At 68.1% G+C, this 21054-nt stretch carries 20 protein-coding genes; 7 read left to right on the top strand and 13 right to left on the bottom strand.

Annotation, left to right across the window (positions count from 1 at the left end; all coding sequences use genetic code 11):
* Positions 1-74 precede the first annotated feature (74 nt).
* Positions 75-1241, bottom strand: coding sequence for an acyl-CoA dehydrogenase family protein (locus tag ACFLIM_RS16480; protein WP_393166209.1), 1167 nt, complete (start codon positions 1239-1241; stop codon positions 75-77).
* Positions 1238-2440: an acyl-CoA dehydrogenase family protein gene (locus tag ACFLIM_RS16475; RefSeq protein WP_393166140.1), complete on the bottom strand. Its 1203-nt coding sequence runs from the start codon at positions 2438-2440 to the stop codon at positions 1238-1240. The genes ACFLIM_RS16480 and ACFLIM_RS16475 overlap by 4 nt, the downstream gene beginning before the upstream one ends.
* Before the next feature lie 107 nt (positions 2441-2547).
* Here ACFLIM_RS16475 and ACFLIM_RS16470 point away from each other — a divergent pair, with 107 nt between their 5' ends.
* Entirely contained in the window at positions 2548-3117 is a 570-nt protein-coding gene (locus ACFLIM_RS16470) for a GNAT family N-acetyltransferase (RefSeq protein WP_393166137.1), read from the top strand.
* Between the two features lie 35 nt (positions 3118-3152).
* Here ACFLIM_RS16470 and ACFLIM_RS16465 read toward each other — a convergent pair whose 3' ends face one another.
* On the bottom strand, positions 3153-3704 hold the full coding sequence (locus ACFLIM_RS16465; RefSeq protein WP_393166135.1) for a TetR/AcrR family transcriptional regulator: 552 nt from the start codon (positions 3702-3704) through the stop codon (positions 3153-3155).
* An 87-nt stretch (positions 3705-3791) separates the two neighbouring features.
* Between ACFLIM_RS16465 and ACFLIM_RS16460 the strand changes: the two genes are divergently transcribed.
* Entirely contained in the window at positions 3792-5000 is a 1209-nt protein-coding gene (locus tag ACFLIM_RS16460; RefSeq protein ID WP_393166133.1) for an FAD-dependent monooxygenase, read from the top strand.
* Between the two features lie 115 nt (positions 5001-5115).
* On the opposite strand, the gene ACFLIM_RS16455 is transcribed toward ACFLIM_RS16460, so the two are convergent.
* On the bottom strand, positions 5116-5934 hold the full coding sequence (locus tag ACFLIM_RS16455; RefSeq protein ID WP_393166207.1) for a methyltransferase: 819 nt from the start codon (positions 5932-5934) through the stop codon (positions 5116-5118).
* 22 nt (positions 5935-5956) lie between these two features.
* Between ACFLIM_RS16455 and ACFLIM_RS16450 the strand changes: the two genes are divergently transcribed.
* Positions 5957-6805: a hypothetical protein gene (locus ACFLIM_RS16450; protein ID WP_393166131.1), complete on the top strand. Its 849-nt coding sequence runs from the start codon at positions 5957-5959 to the stop codon at positions 6803-6805.
* A 1181-nt stretch (positions 6806-7986) separates the two neighbouring features.
* On the opposite strand, the gene ACFLIM_RS16445 is transcribed toward ACFLIM_RS16450, so the two are convergent.
* Together ACFLIM_RS16445 and ACFLIM_RS16440 are read right to left on the bottom strand one after the other, a co-directional pair.
* On the bottom strand, positions 7987-8205 hold the full coding sequence (locus ACFLIM_RS16445; protein ID WP_393166128.1) for a DUF397 domain-containing protein: 219 nt from the start codon (positions 8203-8205) through the stop codon (positions 7987-7989).
* On the bottom strand, positions 8190-9056 hold the full coding sequence (locus ACFLIM_RS16440) for a helix-turn-helix domain-containing protein (RefSeq protein WP_393166126.1): 867 nt from the start codon (positions 9054-9056) through the stop codon (positions 8190-8192). Before ACFLIM_RS16440 ends, ACFLIM_RS16445 begins: the two co-directional genes overlap by 16 nt.
* 174 nt (positions 9057-9230) lie before the next feature.
* Here ACFLIM_RS16440 and ACFLIM_RS16435 point away from each other — a divergent pair, with 174 nt between their 5' ends.
* Positions 9231-9689, top strand: a complete 459-nt coding sequence (locus ACFLIM_RS16435) for an ATP-binding protein (protein ID WP_393166124.1) — start codon at positions 9231-9233, stop codon at positions 9687-9689.
* A 541-nt stretch (positions 9690-10230) separates the two neighbouring features.
* Positions 10231-10410, top strand: a complete 180-nt coding sequence (locus ACFLIM_RS16430) for a hypothetical protein (protein WP_393166122.1) — start codon at positions 10231-10233, stop codon at positions 10408-10410.
* 3 nt (positions 10411-10413) lie between these two features.
* Here the strand turns inward: ACFLIM_RS16430 and ACFLIM_RS16425 are convergent, their stop codons facing one another.
* Positions 10414-11370, bottom strand: coding sequence for a helix-turn-helix transcriptional regulator (locus ACFLIM_RS16425; protein WP_393166120.1), 957 nt, complete (start codon positions 11368-11370; stop codon positions 10414-10416).
* Between the two features lie 85 nt (positions 11371-11455).
* On the opposite strand from ACFLIM_RS16425, the gene ACFLIM_RS16420 reads away from it, so the two are divergent.
* The gene (locus ACFLIM_RS16420; RefSeq protein ID WP_393166118.1) at positions 11456-12574 is read left to right on the top strand and encodes an epoxide hydrolase family protein; all 1119 of its coding nucleotides are present in this window, start codon (positions 11456-11458) and stop codon (positions 12572-12574) included.
* 615 nt (positions 12575-13189) lie between these two features.
* Entirely contained in the window at positions 13190-13819 is a 630-nt protein-coding gene (locus tag ACFLIM_RS16415) for a hypothetical protein (protein ID WP_393166116.1), read from the top strand.
* A 320-nt stretch (positions 13820-14139) separates the two neighbouring features.
* On the opposite strand, the gene ACFLIM_RS16410 is transcribed toward ACFLIM_RS16415, so the two are convergent.
* The 6 genes from ACFLIM_RS16410 to ACFLIM_RS16385 form a co-directional block, all read right to left on the bottom strand.
* Positions 14140-15024, bottom strand: a complete 885-nt coding sequence (locus tag ACFLIM_RS16410) for a hypothetical protein (protein ID WP_393166114.1) — start codon at positions 15022-15024, stop codon at positions 14140-14142.
* A 184-nt stretch (positions 15025-15208) separates the two neighbouring features.
* A complete protein-coding gene (locus tag ACFLIM_RS16405) occupies positions 15209-15583 on the bottom strand; it encodes a VOC family protein (RefSeq protein WP_393166112.1) in 375 nt (124 codons plus the stop codon).
* A 47-nt stretch (positions 15584-15630) separates the two neighbouring features.
* Positions 15631-17781, bottom strand: a complete 2151-nt coding sequence (gene secA2, locus ACFLIM_RS16400; RefSeq protein WP_393166110.1) for an accessory Sec system translocase SecA2 — start codon at positions 17779-17781, stop codon at positions 15631-15633.
* 178 nt (positions 17782-17959) lie between these two features.
* Entirely contained in the window at positions 17960-18823 is an 864-nt protein-coding gene (locus tag ACFLIM_RS16395; protein ID WP_393166108.1) for a DMT family transporter, read from the bottom strand.
* Between the two features lie 220 nt (positions 18824-19043).
* Positions 19044-19859 (bottom strand): SAM-dependent methyltransferase, encoded by an 816-nt coding sequence (locus ACFLIM_RS16390; RefSeq protein WP_393166106.1) that lies wholly within the window; start codon positions 19857-19859, stop codon positions 19044-19046.
* A 55-nt stretch (positions 19860-19914) separates the two neighbouring features.
* Positions 19915-20997, bottom strand: coding sequence for an acyltransferase family protein (locus ACFLIM_RS16385; RefSeq protein ID WP_393166104.1), 1083 nt, complete (start codon positions 20995-20997; stop codon positions 19915-19917).
* Between the last annotated feature and the right edge of the window lie 57 nt (positions 20998-21054).

Here is a 21054-nt window from a genome sequence, read left to right as displayed (position 1 = left end):
CCACTCCTCATTCGCTACGCGGCCCGCTCGTTCCTCACGGTCCACTCCGCTCACTGCGTCGGGTTCGCTCCGTGTCATCGCGGCAGGTCCTTCCAGGGCACGTCCTTGTCGACGCGGGGTTCTGAGGGCAGGCCGAGCACCCGCTCGGAGATGATGTTGCGCAGGATCTCGGAGGTGCCGCCCTCGATCGAGTTGCCCTTGGCCCGCAGGTAGCGGTAGCCGGGGCCGCGGCCGTAGAAGTCGACGTTCTCGGAACGGCGGAACGTCCAGTCGTCGTACCCCAGGTCGCGCCTGAACTCGACGTCGAACCCCGACAGCGCCTGGTTGAGCCGCGCGAACGACAACTTCATCCCGGAGCCCTCAGGACCGGGCTGCCCCGCGACGAGCTGCTCGCGCAACCGCGCCCCGGACAGCCGGGTCACCTCGGCCTCCACCCACAACGACAACAGCCGCTGGTGCAGGTCGTGGGTGCGCAGCTCGGGCCGCTCGCGCCAGGCGTCCAGCACGGCGGCCACCATCCCGCCGCCCCGCCGCACGGGAGCCCCGCCGATGGCGACCCGCTCGTTCATGAGCGTGGTCTGCGCGACCCGCCAGCCGTCGCCGACCTCGCCGAGCCGCAAGTCATCGGCCAGCCGCACGCCCGTCAGGAACACCTCGTTGAACTCGGCCTCGCCGGTGATCTGCCGCAGCGGCCGCACCTCGACGCCGGGCGCGTGCATGTCACAGACGAAGTAGGTCATCCCGCGGTGTTTGGGCACGTCCGGATCGGTACGGGCGACCAGGATGGCCCACCGGGAGTGATGAGCACCGGACGTCCACACCTTCTGCCCGTCGACGACCCACTCGTCCCCGTCCCTGACCGCACGGGTGGCCAGCGTGGCCAGGTCGGACCCGGCGCCGGGCTCGCTGAAGAGCTGGCACCAGATCTCCTCCCCAGTCCACAGCGGCCGCAGGAAGCGCCGTTTCTGCTCCCCGCTCCCGAACGCCAGGATCGTCGGCGCCGCCATCCCCAGCCCGATGCCCTGGACTCCGGCGTTGATCTGCGGCGTGTGCGCCAGCTCCCGCTCCACGACCTGCTGCAGCTCCCGCGACGCCCCCAGCCCGCCGAGACCTTCGGGAAACCACACCCAGGCGAGCCCGGCGTCGAACCTGGCCCGCAGGAACTCCAGCCGGTGCCCCCCGCGTGGGTCGTGTTCTCCGAGGAACGCCGCGACCCGCTCCTTGATCTCCGCCTCGTTCACATCCACCTCTTCAGCTCGCGATAGGCCAGCGACCGCTTGTGCACCTCGTCGGGGCCGTCCGCCAGGCGCAGCGCGCGGGCTCCCGCCCAGAGCCCGGCCAGCGGGAAGTCCTGCGAGACGCCGCCCGCGCCGTGCACCTGGACGGCCTTGTCCAGGATCCATTCCACGGTGATCGGGGTGGAGATCTTGATGGCCTGGATCTCGGTGTGGGCGCCCTGGTTGCCCACCGTGTCCATGAGCCAGGCCGTCTTGAGCACGAGCAGGCGCAACTGCTCGATCCTGATGCGGGACTCGGCGATCCAGTCCTGGACCACGCCCTGCTGGGCGACTGGCTTGCCGAACGTGGTCCTGGCCAGCGCCCGCCTGCACATGAGCTCGACGGCGCGCTCGGCCATGCCGATCAGGCGCATGCAGTGGTGGATGCGGCCGGGGCCGAGCCTGGCCTGGGCGATGGCGAAGCCGCCGCCGTCCTCGCCGATCAGGTTCTCCACCGGCACGCGTACGTCCTCGAACACGATCTCGGCGTGGCCGCCGTGGTCGGCGTCGGTGTAGCCGAACACGTGCATGCCGCGCTTGATGTGCAGGCCCGGCGTGTCGCGGGGCACCAGGATCATGCTCTGCTGGCGGTGCTTGGGCGCGTCGGGGTTCGTCTTGCCCATGACGATGAAGATCTTGCAGTTGGGGTTCATCGCGCCGGAGATGAACCACTTGCGGCCGTTGATGACGTACTCGTCGCCGTCGCGGGTGATGGAGGTGGCGATGTTCGTGGCGTCGGAGGAGGCCACGTCGGGCTCCGTCATCGCGAACGCGGAGCGGATCTCCCCGTCGAGCAGCGGCTGCAGCCATTCCTTGCGTTGCCACTCGCTACCGAACATGGACAACACTTCCATGTTGCCGGTGTCGGGGGCGGCGCAGTTGGTGGCGGTCGGGGCGAGCGTGGGGCTCCGGCCCATGATCTCCGCCAGCGGTGCGTACTGGAGGTTCGTCAGCCCCGCGCCCTGCTCTCCTGGGAGGAACAGGTTCCACAGGCCGCGCTTCCTGGCCTCGTCCTTCAGGTCGGCCATCAGCGGCGGCGGACTCCAGCCGCTGGTCGCCGCCTGCTCCTCGAAGGCGGACTCGGCGGGGTAGACGCATTCGTCCATGAAGCGCAGCAGTCGTTCGCGCAGGTCCTCGGTGACGGTGTCGAAGGCGAAGTCCATGCCTGTGAGCCTACCGACCGGCCGGTATGAGTGTCGACAGGTGGTTCCCCGTAAACAGGGACAGGTGGCCATCATCGTGATTCCGTACGCCTCGTAGGGTTGCCGCCATGACCGCCAAGCTGCCCGCCCCCGTGGTGCTCGAGAACGACGTCGTCCGGCTCGAGCCGCTCACCCTGGATCACGTACCCGACCTGTTCGCCGCCGGGGGCGGGGACGAGGAGGTCTGGCGCTGGCTGCCGGTACGCGCGCCGCTTTCCGAGCAGGAGCTGGCGAAGGTCGCACGTGGTCTGATGGACGACGACCGGCACATCCCGTTCGCCGTGGTGGTGAGTGGGCAGGCCGTGGGCTGGACGACGTACTGCGACGTGCCGGGCTTCGACGAGAGCATCGAGATCGGCTGGACCTGGTACGGCCGCGCGGTCTGGCGTACGGCCGTGAACACCGGCTGCAAGCTCCTGCTCATCGACCACGCCTTCGGCCTCGGCTACAACCGGGTCCTGCTCAAGACCGACCACCTCAACCTCAGGTCGCAGAACGCCATCAAGCGCATCGGCGGCCTGCACGAGGGCACGCTGCGCCGCCATCGCAAGCGGCCCGACGGCACCTGGCGCGACACGGTCTATTTCGGCATCCTCGAAGAGGAGTGGCCACAACACCGGCCACGTTTGCAGCGTTAGGCAGCTGATCCGGCTGACCGGGGAGGCGGCTCGGCTCAGCGGAGCATGCCCGCCAGCAGGTCGCGCATGGCGTCGTTGAGCTCGTCCAACGTGGGCATGGCACCGGCGCCGGCGATGGCGTCGAACATGAGCCCCTCCCCGAATGCCACCAACTGCCGCGCATGCCGTACCGGATCCCGCGAGCCCAGCGCCGCCAGCAGGCCGACGGCGGGGTCGCGGAAACGGCGGCCGGCCTCGTCGTAGATCTTGCGCAGCTCCGGCCGCCGGGTGGCCTCCAGGGCCAGTTCGTAGCGGGCCAGCGTACGCCTGCGGTCCATGAGCTGGATGTGGATCGCCTCCGCCATGCGGCCGGGCAGGTCGGAGAGCTCGAAATCGCTCTGGTACGCCGGGGCCAGCGCCCGCATCTCCAGCTCCGTGAGCCGCGACAACGTCAGCTCCAGCAGGGCGGCGCGGGTGCGGGCCAGGTTGGACGTGGACCCGGGCGGCAGGCCCGCCGCCTCGTCGACGGCCCGGTGGGTGAGGCCGCGCATGCCCCGCTCGGCCAGCAGCGTGATGGCCGTGTCCGCGACGGTCTCTGAGCGTTTCACGGGCACTCATACTACAGCGGTAGTGGGACCGAACTACAGGCGTAGTATCCTGAAACTACAGACGTAGTGTGAAGGAGGCGTCCGGAGATGTCCAAGGCTGTGGTGATCGGCGGGGGTGTCGGCGGGCTCACCGCCGGGGTGGCGCTCCGCCGCAAAGGTTGGGACGTGACCGTGCTGGAACGGGCACCCAAGATCGACCCCGTCGGTTCGGGGCTGGCGATCGCGTCCAACGCCCTGAAGGCACTCGACACGCTCGACCTCGGCGACGAGGTTCGCGAGCTCGCCAGGTTGCAGGGACAGGTGGGGATCCGCAAGGCCAACGGGCGGTGGCTCGTGCACACCTCGGGGGACGACGCGGAGGCGCGCTACGGGGATTCGATGGTGGTCACGCTGCGGGCGACGTTGATGGACGTGCTCATGGACGCGCTTGGGACCGATCGCCTGCGGCTGAACACCACGGTGTCCGGGGTGGACGCCGACGCCGGCACCGTGCGTACCGAGGACGGTGATCTGGCGGCCGACCTGATCGTGGCCGCGGACGGCATCCACTCGGCGACCCGGCGGGCGCTATTCCCCGAGCACCCGGGTCCGACGTACTCAGGGGTCACGGCCTGGCGCGGGCTCATACCGAGGGGTGACCTGACGATCCGGAGCACGGAGAGCTGGGGGCGGGGGCTGGTGTTCGGGGTCCATCTGCTGGCGGGCGACATCGTGTACGTGTACGCGACCGATGTGTCGCCCGCGGGAGCCACCCATGGGGACGAACGGGAGGAACTGCTCCGGCGCTTCGGCAACTGGCACGAGCCGATCCCCACACTGCTGCGAACCGCCGATCCAGCGAACATCATCCGTAACGACATCTACTACTTCGACACGCCGCTGCCCGCCTTCCACCAGGGCAAGGTGGCGCTGGTAGGGGACGCCGCCCACCCGATGACACCGAACCTGGGCCAGGGGGCCTGCCAGGCGATCGAGGACGCGATCGTACTCGCCCACCTGATCGGCCCCGCCAACCCGGCCGATGACGCGGAACCGGCCGGTGGAGCCCTCGCCGCCTACACCGCCGCGCGGCTGGAGCGGACGTCGAAGATCGTGCGGCAGGCCATGACCATCTGCAAGCTGACCAAGCTCCGTAATCCGGTGGCGGTCGGGTTGCGCGACTTCGGGATGTCGGCGGCTGCCAGGTTGAGCCCGGATCTGATGTTGCGCTCGATGGACGACTTGCTGCGCTGGCGCCCACCGGTGATGGGCGGGAACGACAAGAACGCCGGCCCAGAAGGAGCCGATGCCCGCTGACCTGGAAGGAGCCGCCCGGTGCCGGGTCTACGGTGAGTCCAGCGGGCCGAAGGCACGCAGTGCGGCGGCCGGCCCGAGGGGGTTCCCAAAAGAACTTCAACCAAAGAAGTCGGCGTTAGGTGGGCAGTTTCCAGGACGGCCCGTCAGGGTTGCCCAGCCACACCGATTGCCTCTCGGGTGTGACGGTGAGCCCGAAACCGGACTGATGCGGCTGTCCGGCTTCTTGCCACGTCTCGATGGCCCTCTCAACCCGGTCCCACAGGCGTTGCGGCCCGTACTGGTGGACCAGCCACTCGCCACCCTCAGACGGTCTGACGTCGGCGTGCGAGCCCATCTCCACGTCGTGCAGTGTCAGGATTTCTCCGGCCCATCCGTGCTGCGCCTGAGGAACAGCGAGCTGGGCCACGAAGAGGGCGGTGTCGCCTTTCAAGAGCGACGGGTCAATCGCGGTCGTGCTCACCTCTCCGATGCCCATCTCCATGGTTTCGAGGGGCGGGGCCGCGTGCGGCCGGGCGGGCATGAAGTACACGTCGTCGTTGAGGAATCGGCCGCTTGCCGTCTCGTCGGCGGCGACCCGGAGATGTGCGAACGCGACCCCTCCCGTCCATCCCAGCATGGGGGCCGTGATCGTCCCGCCCTCGCTGATCTGCCGCAGCCACGCGGGTGGGATGGTACGCACTGAGCAGGTGGCGATGAGCCGGTCATATGGTGCGTTGGGTTCGTACCCGAGCAACCCATCCCCTTGCACGAGCGCGGGCATGTACCCGGCGACGGTTAGGGCGACGTTTGCGCGGTCGGCGACCACGGGGTCGAACTCGATGGACGTCACCGCGTGATCGCCCAATCGGTGGCACATCAACGCAGTGGAGTAGCCGGTTCCGGTGCCGATCTCCAAGACCTTGTCACCTTCGCCGATCTCGGCGGCTTCGAGCATCCGCACGACCAGGCTCGGGAGCGTGGACGACGAGGTGGTGGCCTATCCCTCCACCACTCGATACGGCTTCACCACGGCCAGAGTCAGGCTGTACGCCCTGCCCGACCAGATCCAGAAGGCGCCCGACTTCAAGATGGTTTACGATCTTCACCTGCATGAGGGGCTGTCATCGGACAGCAGCGCCTTGGTGATCTCCTACAATGTCAACTCTACTGGAGTCACCCTGGGTTGCCGCGCCGAGAACGACTACGAGCCGTCCATCTACCGGGCCCGGTTCGTCAATGTCCAAAAGGCAAGCTTCGATCCCAGCGCAGCGACGACCACCGTGGCCGCGCAGTCCGCGAGCGTCGTTCCCGACACCGCCGCGTACAGAAGCGACCACCGCGAGATGCGCGGAGCCAAGTACACGCCGTTCCCGGAGAAGTTTGCAGCGGACGGAATACCACCGGAGCAGACGGCGGCGAGCATCCTGCGGCTGAACACTCTCCAGGTGGACAAGAGTTATTACAATTCCTGGAGCTACCAGAGCGATACCGACAAGGCGAACAACCACGTCGGCTGCCCTTACATCGCGGCGCCGACCGACTTGGCCGCGACGGTTCGCGACGGCGCATGGGGATGGGTGGACCTGAGCTGGAGTCACGTCGGGACAGACGTCGGATACAACATCCACGAATACAACGTGACCGAGAACGCGCGGCGGCATTGGCCGTGGGGCTGGACCTTTGGCCCACCGCGCATCATTGCCCCGCTCGATGACTATCCCGCGGACCGGGGTGACCTCTTGGAGTGGTACCTGGTTCCGAGCAATATCTGGCAGCAGCCGGAGAAGACGCAATCCAACGCGGTCCGAGGCAGGATGCCGCTGTAATCCGTCCCTCTACGTCTCAAGCGGCCGCGTGCCCCACGGCGGGAGTGCGCGGCCGTATGCCGCCGGGTTGACCGAGGCGCCACAAACCTGCGCGTGTTGGGTGACGGTATGACCGGCCGGGTAGCGCACCATGCCGAACCGCTCGTTGCTTGACATCTAACTCCGGGGATGTCTTTCGCACGTGGCGTCCGCAGGTCTTCGCTGATCAACATCAGGGGTGGTCGTACCCGGTCGATTCGTCATGGCTGTAGCTTGCTCACCACGCCGAGCTGGGACAGATCGGCCGGGCCGGGGGTCAGGCTCCAGCCGGTGAGCTCATCGGTCACCTTGTCGTAGACCAGCGTCATGGCCTTACCAGCCGGAGGCTATTCCAGGTTCGTCCCCATCCCGCTCCGTACGGGGGACAACGAAGGGTCCTACCTGACCGCCAGACTCCACGGGAGCCTCGAGAACTGCGTCGGGGTCGCGGCTGACCGTCACGGTCGAAGACTGGGCAGGCCAGCTCATCGGCAGGGGGGAGGGCGTCATCGGCGAACCCGGGCCGGCGATTCCGCGCTCTGAAATCTGCGACGTCCTTTTCCCGCCGATTGAGGTCCGGCCCGTGTAACCCCGAAACCGGCTGTACGGCCAAGCCGGAGGTCAGGGGCGGATCCGCCACGTGGTGCCGACGCAGATCGGCAGAGTACGTGAGAACGTCCTGCCGCTGGGCGCCCTGGCGTCCAAAGCCTCGACCTTCTCGGAGGTTTCGCAGAGAGGCTCCGGAATCGCGCCGAGGTCGGCCCTCGAACCCGGTGAAATCGTAGCGACGGGCGCGCCGTTCGACCGCCAGGAGACGACGAGGGTTTCCCGGGTCTCATTGGAAATGAAGAACTCGTTAGCGGTTCGTGGTTGGCAGCCGCATAGACAGCACATGAACGTCACCAAGATGGCAGCTCTTGTCCGAACCAAGCCACATCATCCCCCGGAAGAGGAACTTATAATGTCGTGATCATAACATGGCGGGTATTTCCAGCAAGATCTATCCTGCGGCCGTATGTGCGATCCACCTGCCGGAAGTGTCCTATACGTGATGCCCATGGCCGGCTCTTCGGCATGCATGTGTGTCGGGCGACAGACAGAGATGTGTGGTCGCAAAGAAGGAGGGCCTGACGGCTGGCCAGGCCCCCTTTTGCGATGTCAGCTCAGGTCGAGCGGTCGAAAACCCCTCGCTTCACGCCATCGCTGAACGTGTCCCAGACGGCACGGCGGACCACCCACGGCTCCAGGTCCGGCCGCTCGGTGTCGCGGATCCCGACACGGTTCCCACTGAGGAATGCCACTTCAAGACAGTTCCCACCGTTGCCACTGGACGCCGTGATCCAAACGACACTGGCGATCTCTCGTTTCAGCTCCAGGTCCATTCTTCCTCCAGCCTCTTCTTGATTAGTTCGATCGAAATGCGGTGCGAATGCACCTCTGACCTGATTTGATCCATCCTCCGCTTGAGAATGTCCACGTCTTCGCCCGTGTCCCGAATCTGCCCATAAAGACAGCCCTCGATGTAAGCCGCATCCGGCTCGCCCGGGATCTGGGCGAGCGCGAAAGCGCCGTCCACACCTATAGCGCTCATAGCTCGGTGCGGGAGGATCTGGATCGTGATGTTAGGTCTTTCAGACATCTCGACTAGGTGTTCGAGCTGCTGGCGTGTGATGGCTTCACTTGCAATCGGACGATACAGGATAGATTCGTCCATAAAGGCCCACAGTAGTACGGGTTCGTCGCGAGCGAGGATGGCCTGACGCTCCAGCCGCGCTTCGACTTCCTCCTGAATCTGAGCGGGGATCTTGCCGGGCCTGTTTCCAAGGATGGTCGCTGCATACTCCCGCGTCTGAAGCAGACCCGTCACGATGACGGGCTCCCAGGTGTAGATCGCCCGGGCGGAGCGTTCTCTCAACTTCCAGGGACCGAACCACTTCGGGGCAGCCTGAGCGGGCTCCTGCGGCAGCCACTTGACCATTGCTCCGGGCTCCAGGCCGAATACCTCTTCGCACGCCTGTGCGAGGTCCAGGTGCGGGCGACGTGTGCCCAGCTCGTATGCGCCGATGGTCGTAGGAGCGAAGCCGGTTCTCTCTCCAACCTCCGCCTGCGTCATCCCCTTCGCTTCTCGATGTCTGCGAAGTTCATACCCAAATCTTGCCGCTGGGCTGGCGTCCGGGTCCAAACTCTTTTGAGGGCATTTGGGTCTCCTGCAGGGGGCAGTAGGGGGAACCACACAGCACGACACACGCAATCTCGGACGTTTTCGTGTGGCTGATTGTCTTGTCCTTTCGCTACTCAACGTAACGCCTAGCTGGCACTCTGGCGAGTGACTTCAGGCAAGGCGACGCCAGAGCCTACGAATGAGAGCGATCTTTGTAAGGCCGGGCGAACTGACGCGAGTTAGGGAGTGGCGGTGGCAGCGATTACGAATGTCCAGAACGCGACCAAACCACCGAACGGTGCAACCCGGATCTCGACTGCTCGTCTCTATCGGGATCCAAGGGCTCCGCAGCGGGCACGACAACTTCTTACCGAATGGCTGGGCAAGGGGGATGAACTCCTGCCTGACGCCCTTCAGATCGTGAGCGAGCTGGTGACGAACGGCGTCATCCACCCGTCCAAGGGTCTCGGCCGGGAGTGGCTGGTGTTGAGCGCCAGTCGCGGTGAGGGCTTCATTCTGCTGGAGGTGACCGATCCCGGCGTAGTAGGGCCGGTGAGCCAGTTCCGGCTACGGATGCCGGATATCACGGCGGAGTCCGGTCGTGGCCTGAGCCTCGTAGCGGCGTACTCGAAGGACTGGGGCACCTACACGACGGAGGCGAGTCGTCGTGTCGTGTGGGCCGTTCTGGCGTATCCCACGGAGTAGGCCATGATCGACGAAGAGCCGGGCCATCTGGAAGCACGTCGGGATAAATTCGGTCCCTTCCCGTTGGCGGCAAATGCGGATGGTGGTGCGAGAGGACGCATGGATCAACTTCCTGGATGAGATCAAGCGCGGCGTTCATGCGGCGGAAAAGGTGAACGACAGACGGGGATGGGTGCGTTTCGAGATCGACGAGGGTCTGGCCGAGCATAAGAGGCCGGTCGCCTGGCAGCCCAAGACGCTCGAAGTGCCAACAATTGTGTGGGATCGGTTCGTCGATGCAGTCCGCCGACTTCGCTTGACGCACGTAGGCCACGACTGGACGGGCGGCCCACGGAAAGAGCCTCCGGAAGCACGGCTACCGGCTACCCAGGACCGGACCGGCAGGAGTGGGCAGAACACGGCCCAACCCGATAGGCGCGACCAGCCCGAACAGCAAACCCGCAGGTGAGAACCCTAATATGGTCCGGTTCGATTCCCGTCACCCGCTCCAAGCAGGAGTTGGTGCGCGGCGCGGCGGCCGTCGCCGAGACCTTTTCGGGGCGTGCCCGTGCGGCCCGGCCCGCCCTCGTGGGACGGCACGGCCGGGGCCGTGTGGGCGCAGGGCGGCCGGCCGCGCGTCGTGTTCAGGTTCGAGATCGCGGACGGCCGCATCGTGTCGATCGAGATGCTGGCCGACCCAGCCCAACTCGACCGGCTCGACCTGAAGATCCTCGACGCCTGACCCTCACGAGGCGGCATGGGAGGCGCGGGCGGCCAGGTCGCGCAGGTGGGCGCGGAGTTCGGGCGGGTCGTGGACCTCGAACTCGCATCCCAGCATGAGCAGCCTCGCCGCCAGCCATTCCAGAGTGTCGGCGTGGCCGCGCAGCAAGCAGGTGTGGTCGTCGAGGGGGCTGACGTCGGCGGGGTCGGCGCCGAGGCGGGCGACCGCCTGGTCGGCGGGCAGGTGGAGGGTGGCGCGCACCTCGTAGGTGGGGACGCCGGAGTGCAGCACCCGGGTGACGAAGGCGGCGGGATCCTCGCCGGGCGGTTCGCGGCGCGTCACCCGCGCGCCGGTCGGCAGGGGGTCGCCGATCCGGTCGACGCGGAAGACCCGCCAGTCGTCTCGGTCGAGGTCCCAGGCCATGAGGTACCACCGCCGGCCGGAGGCCACCAGCCGGTACGGCTCGGCCAGCCGCCTGGTCTCGGCGCCGTCCGCCGCACGGTAGCGGAACCGCAGCCGTTCTCCGGCGGTGACCGCCCCGGCGAGCGTCGCGAGCGTCTGCGGGTCCACGCTCGGGCCGACCACGCCGAGCATGGTGATCGTGGCCGAGCCGAGCGCGCTCACCCGGTGCCGCAGCCGCGCCGGGAGCACCTGGACCACCTTGGCCAGCGCCCGCACGGACGCCTCCTCGATGCCCTCGACCGGGTTGCCCGCCGCGATGCGCAGACCGACCGCGATGGCCACCGCCTCCTCGTCGTCGAGCAGCAGCGGCGGCATGGCCTTGCCTGCGGCGAGCCGGTAGCCGCCCGCCGCGCCCATGCTCGCCTCCACGGGGTAGCCCATCTCGCGCAGCCGGTCGATGTCGCGGCGGATCGTGCGGGGGCTGACCGCCAGGCGCTCGGCGAGTTCGCTGCCCGGCCACTCACGTGGGGTCTGCAGGAGGGACAGCAGGGTGAGCAGTCGTGCCGCGGTGTCGGTCATGCCGTCCAGGATGCCGGACATCTAGGACAAGAACCGGCCTACATGATGCCTAACGTGTGGGCGCACCACCGACACGAGGAGAGTCATGAAGCCGTTCCGTATCGAGATCCCCCAGGCCGACCTGGACGACCTGCGCGACCGGCTGGACCGCGCCCGCTGGCCCCGTCAGCTCCCCGGCGAGGGCTGGAGCCGCGGCGTGCCCGTCGACCTGCTCAGGGAACTGGACGACCACTGGCGCACCGGCTACGACTGGCGGCTGCACGAGGCCAGGCTGAACGAGTTCCCGCAGTTCGTCACCGAGATCGACGGCCACGACGTGCACTTCCTGCACGTGCGCTCGGCCGAGCCGGACGCGCTGCCGCTGGTCCTGACGCACGGCTGGCCGAACTCGTTCGTGGAGTTCGCCGGCCTCATCGGCCCGCTCACCGATCCGGCGGCGCACGGCGGTGACCCGCGGCAGGCGTTCCACGTGGTCGTGCCGTCGGTGCCCGGCTTCGGGTTCTCCGCCGCGCCGAGCGGCCCCGGCTGGGACACCGCGCGCGTGGCCCGCATGTGGGCCGAGCTGATGCGCCGCCTCGGCTACGACAGGTACGGCACGCAGGGCGGCGACCTCGGCGCCTACATCGCGCCGGAGATCGCCAGGCTCGCTCCCGAGCATGTGGTCGGCGTCTACGTGATCAGCGGGCTCGGCTTCCCGACGGAGGCCGACGTGCCGGAGATGGACGAGGCTGAGCGGGCGGCCTTCGCCGCGCTGATGTCCGCCGACTGGATGCACGGCGTGGACCACCACGCGCTGCTGCGGTCCGCGCCGCAGACTTTCACGTACGGCTGGCACGACTCCCCGCTGGCCGCGCTGGCCTGGATGACGCAGAAGTTCCACGACTTCTCGGCGGCTGGGCCGCTGGAGAAGGCGATCGACCGTGACCTGCTGCTCACCAACGTGACCCTGTACTGGCTGACCGGCACGTTCGGCTCGTCGTCCTGGACGTACTACGACAGTTCGGCGTCGGCCTGGCCGGCGGGCCAGAAGGCGGTGCCGACCGGCGTGTACAGCGGCCCGCCCGGCATCAGGCGGCTGGCCGAGCGGCACAACACGATCGTGCACTGGCCGGCGGACAACCCCTCGGGGCACCACTTCATCGCGATGGACCGGCCCGACGCCCTCGCAGCCGACATGCGCGCGTTCTTCGCGAAGGTCAGCTGACCAGCGAGGTCTAGAACATCGCGCTGGCGGCGTGCAGGACATCACGCAGGCCCGGCAACACCCGGTGCCGGCGCTGCATGTGCCCTGACCGTCCTTAACCCAGGCTGACCAGCCAGAACGCTTATCTTCCCGGCATTGGCCCAAGGCGCTCGAGGTGCCAACAATTGTGTGGGATCGGTCCGCCGATGCAGTCCGCCGACTTTGCTTGGCCAACGTAGGCCACGACTGGACGGGCGGCCCACGAAAAGCCTCCGGAAGCACGGCTACCCGCTACCCAGGGTGGAGGCGCCCTGGGCGTTGCTTCCGGGGATGACCCTGGCTGATGCCGCACCCAGCCGCCTGCGGCACTCGGCTGGGGGTGGGGTCCTGGTTCGTCGCGTCCCTCTGGGCCGGTGCCGCAGACGATCGGGACCCCATTTGATCGGATAGGAGATCTAGTAGGGAAAACTTGCCCTGACCTGCGAAAACGAAAACGACGGGGCAGCGTAGCCGTAAAACACCAGGTCAAACCCCTGATTGTGGACAACCCAACGTCCTCCACAGAACCCGGTTCGGGCCGACGGTGGCTCGACGTGCTCTTCCATGCTGACTTGGTCGCCGATCGGGAGGGGCACGGTGTCTGAGTACTTCACGCTGGCTGAGCTGCGCGAGCGTGGCTGGAGTCCGACGATGATCCGGAAAATGTTGGATCCACCGGACCTGCTGCGTCCCAATCCTGTCTTCCGATCGGCATCGCCGATGAGGCTGTACGAGACGGAGAGGGTGATGCTGGCCGAGCGGTCGGAGTCGTTCGCCGTGCTGCGTGCTGGAGCCACGCGGCAGTCGGAGGCGGCGAAGGCCGCCGCCGAGCGGAGGCGTGGGGAAACCCTTGCCGGCGTCGAGGAGGTGAGAATCGCGATACCGGTTCTGGAATGGGATGTTTTGGCACGCAGGGCGGTAGATCACCGAAACCGCCGAGATGCCGAACGAGCGTGGGACCGGGTTGACCACATTCCGAAGCCTGCCCGCCTCAAGGAAGTGGACGGCCCCACACTACGCCGATGGATGGTCAACTACCTCCGACATAATTTGACCGCCTACGACGCCGAGTTGGGGCAGTTGTTCGGGAAAGTCGGCCGGGCAGAGGGATCACGGCTGCTTCAACGGCGGATCTACGCGGCCATCGCCGAGGCGTACTCCGTGTTGGCGGAGGAGTGCCGGCGGCAACTCCATGAGCGGCAACAACAGACTGGAGAAGATCGATGACTGACGCTCGACGTACGAATGAGCCATCGGCTGGCCAGACTCCTGGCTGGCGACAAGTTCTGCCGGGGGCGCCGCTGGATCCACTGGCGGATGCGGTGCGGCACTCGCCTCGCGGGCGCGCAGAGTTGGCCGGAGCGGCGGGAGAGCGGACCACCCTGCCCAATGAGGTGATTGAGGTTCTTCGGTCGGTGGAGCCGACGATGGCTGCGGGCGAGGCCGCGTCTCTGGGCCGGATAGTGGAGGTCTCCGAAGAAGCGGATCTGTACGAGGTGACCGCGGACCCTCGTCGAACCAGGTGACCGGAGGTGGGATGGAGCGGGTCAGGTCACCTCTGACGTGGCCGTTACCGGGCGGGCGGCCGGGACGACCTTGACCGGTGCGGGGTGGGAGTGGTCGGGGGTCAGGCGGCCGAGGGTGATCGTGCCGCCGATGGTCAATGCGCTGGCCAGTAGGGCAGGGATGGCGGTGGAGGGGCTGGTCGGCAGGGGTTCGCCCAGGAGGATCGCGCCGGCGAGGACCGAGGTGATGGGGTCCACGACCTGTACGCCGGCGTAGGCGATGCCGAAGTAGCCCACGGCGTACGAGCGTTGCAACAGCACCACCGCGCAGACCAGCAACACGGGCACGGCGATGGTGAACCAGTGCAACAGCCTGCCCCAGTCGCCCTGCATGCCGCCGCCGACCACGCGGACGAACGTGGACACGCTCGCCGTGACCGCTCCGGCGCCCACGGACATCAGGAGTGCCTTGTTCGGGCCGTGGACCCGGTTCGCGATCAGCTGGGTGATCAGGACGATCAGGCCGATCACGGCCACGAAGCCCAGCGCGGCGCCGTTGCTCAACCTGGGGATCACGTTGTGCTGCGGCACCAGGAGCATGAGCCAGAGCAGCCCGACGGCTACCGCGAGCGAGCCGAGGATCTCCGCTCTGTACGGTTTGCGGCCGTACATGAACGCTGCCAGCGGTACGGCGAACACCAGCGTGGCGACGCTGATCGGCTGGACGGCCACCAGCGGGGCGAAGCTCAGCGCGACGGCGTGCAGGCAGGCGCCGGTGAAGCCGATGATGCCGCCGATCCACCAGCGAGGGCGCCGCACCAGTCTGAACGAGGCGCCCTCGGCCACGGCCTCGTACTGTTGCAGGGCCGCGCCGAGCGCGTATCCAAGCGCTCCCGCCAGGGCGATGATCAGGCCGACCCAGGTCATGGTCGCCCGCGCAGGGGCATGGATCCTTCCAAGAGCATTGCTCCAGCCTATGAGGGATGTGGAGCGCTCGAATCATACTTAAGGCTGATCATTCACCAAGAACGGCCGTCGACCAGCACGAACACCGCCCCCAGGTGGACGAAGGCGTGCGTGCCCCATGCACGCACGCCACCCCAGCCGCGAGCTACGACTTCTCAGGGCAGACGCAGAACAGGTGCCCGGCCGGGTCCTGCAGCACGATCCAGCCCACCCCGTCCGCCGTCACCCCAGGCTGGAACTCGGGCTTGGTCGCCCCGAGCGCCACGTACTCCGCTACCGCCCGCTCCACATCCGGCACCCTGAAGTCCAGGTGGAACTGCTTGTCCGGGCTCGGCCACACCACCGGCTTCCGGTCCAGGACGCGGCCGAAGTAGATGCTGTTGGTCCCGTCCCCGATGGCCGCGTACTCGTCCTCCGAGTACTGGATCTCCCACCCGGTGATCTCGTGGTAGAACGCGGCCAGTTTCTTCGGCTCCGGGCAGTCGATGGTGACGGCCAGGAGCCTCGCCTTTGTTGTCATGAGCTCAGCGTTCCAGGCATACCTGCCATCTAGTGTCAGGTACGAAATCAGCCCCGCCGGGTGGCCGCCGTGACGCGCTTGAGGATGCGGTCCCACTCCGTGCCGAACGGGTTGTCCTGCACCAGGTACGTCCACGTCGCCGTAGGCCGCTGCAGATCCGGCTCCGGGGCCTCGAAGGACTCCAGGGAGCGCCGTTCGACCTCGGCCAGCAGCGACTTGTACTCGGCCACCGCCTCCCGGTGGAACTCGTCGACCGGGCTCATCCGGCCCAGCGCCCGCAGGTGGATGCCCTCGCGCAGGTCCGTCAGGAACGCCAGGTGCTCGGTCCAGCAGCGGTCGATGGCGTGCAGGACGATCTGGCGGGCCGTCTCGTCCCTGGCGTCGTCGGCGAGTGCCTCCCAGCGTTCGGGATCGGCCGAGGACAGGGCCTTGGCGGCGGCGTCTCCGTGCAGGACCTTGTCGCGCCACTCCAGGATGAGCTCGCGCTGGTGCTCCAGGAGGCGGGTGTAGCGCCACGTGTTGCGGTGGATCTCCAGGTTGACGCCCTCGGCGACGCGCTGCGCGTGGCCCACGAGGTACGCCCCGCGCCGGTGCCGTACGAGACCGTCCGCGTCGGCGGCGGGCGGCCGCTCGTCGGGCACGAACTGGGTGATCAGGTCGTCCTGCATGCTGACGAAGAAGACCGAGCCCCCGGGGTCGCCCTGGCGGCCGGCCCGCCCGCGGAGCTGGTCGTCGAGGCGGCTGCTGGCGTGGCGACCGGAGCCGATCACGTACAGGCCCCCGAGCTCGGCAACCCCCTCCCCGAGGCGGATGTCGGTGCCGCGGCCGGCCATCTGGGTGGAGACCGTGATGGCGTCGCGCTCCCCGGCCCTGGCGATGATCGCGGCCTCTTCGGCGTCGTTCTTGGCGTTGAGCACGACCGGCTCCAGGCCGCGGCGCTGGAGGAGCATGGCGAGGTTTTCCGACTCGGCCACGTCGAGCGTGCCGATGAGGATGGGCCGGCCGGTGGCGTGGGCCTCCTGGATCTCCTCGACCAGGGCGGCGTCCTTGTCGGGGACGGTCGGGTAGATGCGGTCCGGCTCGTCGTTCCTGACGCACGGCCGGTTGGGCGGGATCACGGCGACCTTGAGGCCGTAGAACTCGCCGAGCTGCTCGCTGACAGCCACGGCCGTGCCGGTCATGCCGCAAATGCGCGGGTAGCGGCGGATCAGGCCCTGGACGGTGATCGAGTCGAGGATCTCGCCCTTCTCGCTGGGCGGCAGCGCCTCCTTTGCCTCCACGGCCGCCTGCAGGCCGTCCGGCCAGCGTTGGAGCAGCGCCACCCGGCCGCGCGAGGGGTTGATCAGCTGCACTTTGCCGTCGCGCACGATGTAGTCGACGTCGCGGGCGAGCAGCGCGTGGGCGTGCAGGGCCAGGTTGAGCTCGATGAGCGTGCCGGGCTCGTGCTCGTCGTAGAGCTCGACGCTGAGCAGGTTCTCGACGCTGTCGGCGCCCTTGGGGGTCAGGTAGACGTTGCGGGCCTGCTCGTCGATCTCGTAGTGGTAGCCGCGTACGAGCTGCCTGACCAGCGCCGCCATCTCCGGCACCGCGCTGCCGGGGTCGGCGGCCCCGGCCATGACCAGCGGCACCCGGGCCTCGTCCACGAGCACGGAGTCGGCCTCGTCGATCAGGGCCACCTCGGGCGCGGGCACGATGATCTCGCTCGCGTCGGTACGCAGCCGGTCCCGCAGCACGTCGAACCCGATCTCGCTGACCGGCCCGTACGTGACGTCCTTCGCATAGGCGGCCCGCCGCTCGTCCGGCGTGGAATTCTGCCCGATCCAGCCCACGCTCACGCCGAGCGCCTCGTAGAACGGTCCCATCCACTCCGCGTCGCGCCGGGCCAGATAGTCGTTCACCGAGATCACGTGAACGCGCCTGCCCTGCAGCGCGTGCCCCGCCGCCGCCATGGCGCCGGACAACGTCTTGCCCTCGCCGGTGGCCATCTCCGCGACCTTCCCGTCGAGGAGGGCGAGGGTGCCCAGGAGCTGCACATCGTACGGCCGCAGCCCCAGCGTCCGGTCGGCGGCCTCACGCGCGACGGCGCAGAACTCGGCCAGATCGTCCATCCCCGGCACCGGCAGCTCGTCGAGCTCACCGATCCGGTCGGCCCGCCCGTTCGCCGCCTTGACGATCTTCAGGTAAGGGGTCAGGGGCACCCCGCCCGGACGATCCAGGAGGTTCCTGAAGATTCCCTTTATTGAGGCCACAGTTCCTCCAACGCGCGCTTCGCCGACACCGTTCCCTCTTTCAGCGGAGCGACGATAACGTCAGCCGTCGCCGTACCGGACCTTAACCCATCCGGCGGCCTGGACCGTCACACCGCTCCCGCCCGAGTCAGCCCGCTTCGGCCCGTACGGCCAGGACCGCGACGGCGGCCAGCAGCAGCGCGCACCCCGACCAGGCGAGAGGTGTGAGCCGCTCGCCGAACAACACGACGCCGAGCACCGCCGCGCCCACGGCCTCGCCGAGCGAGATGATCGAGACGGTGGTGGCCCGCAGCACGGTCAGCGCGCGGAAGAACAGCCCGTACGCGAGCGCGGTCGGCACGGCGCCCAGATAGAGCAGCAGCCCGACGGACGCCACGCTCACCTCGGGCACCACCCCGTCCACCAGCGCGAACGGCGCCAGGCACACCGCGCCGACGAGGAACCCGCCGATCGCCATGCCCTGCGAGTCGTCCCTGTGCCGCCTGGAGAAGAGCGTGACCCCGGCGTACCCGGCGGCCGAGGCCAGGGCGAAGCCGATGCCGGTGAGGGAGGACGTCCGGGCTTCGAGCACGGTCTCGGCCGTGAGCAGGACGAGCCCGGCGAGGGCGGCGGCCAGGGCTGTGAGCGCGATCCCGCCGAGGCGCTCGCGCAGGAGGAAGCGGCTGCCCAGGGCGGTGAACACCGGCGTGGCGCCCATCGTCACCACGGTCGCGACCGCCACGCCCGAGTGGGCGATCGCGGCGAAGTACGCGGTCTGGTACAGGGCCATGCCGGCGCCGACCAGCAGGACCCGCCGGTTGAGACCGATGTGGAACGAGCGGGTGAGGGCAAGGAGGAAGGCGGCGCCAAGGAGGTAACGCCACAGGGACACGCCGACGGGACCGAGGCCGCCCGTCTCGAACAGCAGCGAACCGGCGGCGCCGCCGGTGCCCCAGGCGGTCGCGGCCACGGACACGTAAACAGCGCCCCGCCGGGCGGAGACATGGGTCATGACAGGAGTTCTCCGGATGGAGTGGTTGGAATGGGCCCGGTGTGCGGGCAGCAACCACCCCCGGATCGGTCAGACCCGGAAATTTCGTGAAATGCCGCCCGCTACTCGGCGGGCGGCGGGGAGCAGATCAGGAGTCGCGGCATGGGCCACACCCTAGCGCGGCGTCCCCGTAGGACTCATCCCGATATCGCGCCGCCGCACAGCCAGGTGATCAGCCGCTTTAAGGCTTGCGGGCGACGGCGCCCAGCAGGAGCTCCTCGTAGGGTGCGAGCGGGCCGGGGAGGCGATCGTCCGGATGCCATTCGGGAAAGTGCACCAGCCCCGGCTCCACCAGCACCAGGCCGTCGAAGTAGGCCGCGATGGACGCGCGGTCGCGAAAGTAGCCGGTGCCCATGGTGGCCTGCAGCATCGCCTCCAGCGCCTGGGCCTTGGGGTTGACCGAGGCGAGCATGTTGGAGGCGGCCAGGTAGCTGCCTCGCGGCAGTGCCGCCATGTACTCCCTGACCAGCCCGTGCGGGTCGTCGCGGTCGGGGAACAGGTGCAGCAGCCCGACGGCCAGCAGTGCCGTGGGCTGCGACAGGTCGATCAGGCGGGTCAGCGACGGGTGGCCGAGCACGGCGGCCATGTCGCGGGCGTCGGCGGTGATGGCGGCGGCGTACGCGTTGCCGTTCAGGATGGCGCGGGCGTGCGGCTCCACCATGGGGTCGATGTCGACGTAGACCACCCTGGACATGGGGTCGGCGAACTGGGCGACCTCGTGGGTGTTCTCGATCGTCGGCAGCCCGGCGCCGAGGTCGATGATCTGCCTGATGCCGGCCTCGCGGATCAGGAAGTCGACGACCCGGCCGATGAAGGCGCGATTGCACCAGACGAGATCCACCACCTCGGGCACCGCGTCCCTCAGCCTGCGAGCCACCGAGCGGTCTGACGCGAAGTTCTCCATGCCGCCGAGCAACGCGTCGTGAACGCGGGCCACGCTCGGTTGCGCCGGATCGACCCCGGGAGGAGCCCACTCTTGCTCGCTGTTGAGGCTCACCTGGCCCCCCTTCACAACCGGGATCGTATCCGCACCTGGAGCGCGTACGCGATAGTCAGGAACGCCCCGCCACGAGCACGCCCAGAGCAGGAGCGGCGGCGGGACGCCCTGACAACAGGAGCTTGAGCCGCGGCGCGAGCGGCCGCTCCACGAACCTGTGCATCAGGTACGCGGCCCCGAGCATGACCAGGATCAGCCCGTACAGCAGCACGTGCTTGTTCACCGACTCCCCCACCCGGCCGAACACTACGAACCCGACGTGGGCGTGCAGCAGGTACAGCGGGTACGTGAGCGCCCCGGCCGTCACCAGCCACGGCCTGGCCAGCCGGTGGGTGACCCGCAGCGCGACGAGGGTCATGACCAGGAAGACGACCACGACCACGGCGGTGATGATCACGTGCGAGTACGTCACCGCGTACCGCTCCCCGACGGCGTCGGCGTACCCGATGGCGCGGAAGACCGCGTTGCCCAGGCAGATCGGCACCAGCAGGGCGATCTGCAGGTTCAGTCCGAACTTGTACAGCATGAACAGCGCCATCCCGGCGATGAAGTAGTGCGAGAACTCGGACTGCACGATCAGGTCGGTGAACCCCGGCAGCACCCCCGCCTCGACCGCGAGCGTCAGTCCCAGCCAGCCCCATAACCCGGCCATGATCCGTCCCTGGGTCATCCCGATCCAGGTGAACAGCAGGATCAGCAGGTAGAACCGCAGCTCGACCCAGAGGGTCCAGTAGACGACGTCCACGTTCGCGATGTCGGGCACCGCCTGGAACATCGTCAGGTTCGCCAGCACCTGCGGCAACGACACCTGGAACAGCCCCTGCCCCAGCGTCACGGCGACCAGGGCGGTGACCGCGATGCCCACCCAGTACGCCGGATAGAGCCGCACGGCGCGCGACACCAGGAACGAGCGCGGGCTCCTGCCCCACGCGCTCATCAGCACCACGAACCCGCTGATCAGGAAGAACAGGTCCACGCCCAGGTAGCCGTACTTCGACCAGGAGCTCTCCGCGGCGAAGGCCACCGGGCTCGTGCCGCCGGCCCAGCCGGAGAACGTGTAGTGGAAGAACACGACGCAGAGCGCCGCCAGCAGCCGGAGCCCGTCGATGTCGTAGAGCCGATCTGAGCTGGTTCGCATGGTTCTGCCCCCTCCTGGTCATGGAGAGGGTGCGCCCGGCTACTTGCCTAATGCCTG

The organism is Nonomuraea marmarensis (assembly GCF_043197025.1).
In the GTDB taxonomy this organism is placed as follows: Bacteria; Actinomycetota; Actinomycetes; order Streptosporangiales; family Streptosporangiaceae; genus Nonomuraea; species Nonomuraea marmarensis.
The sequence above is the reverse complement of the archived record's forward strand: the minus strand, read 5'-3'. Positions and strand labels throughout refer to the sequence as shown.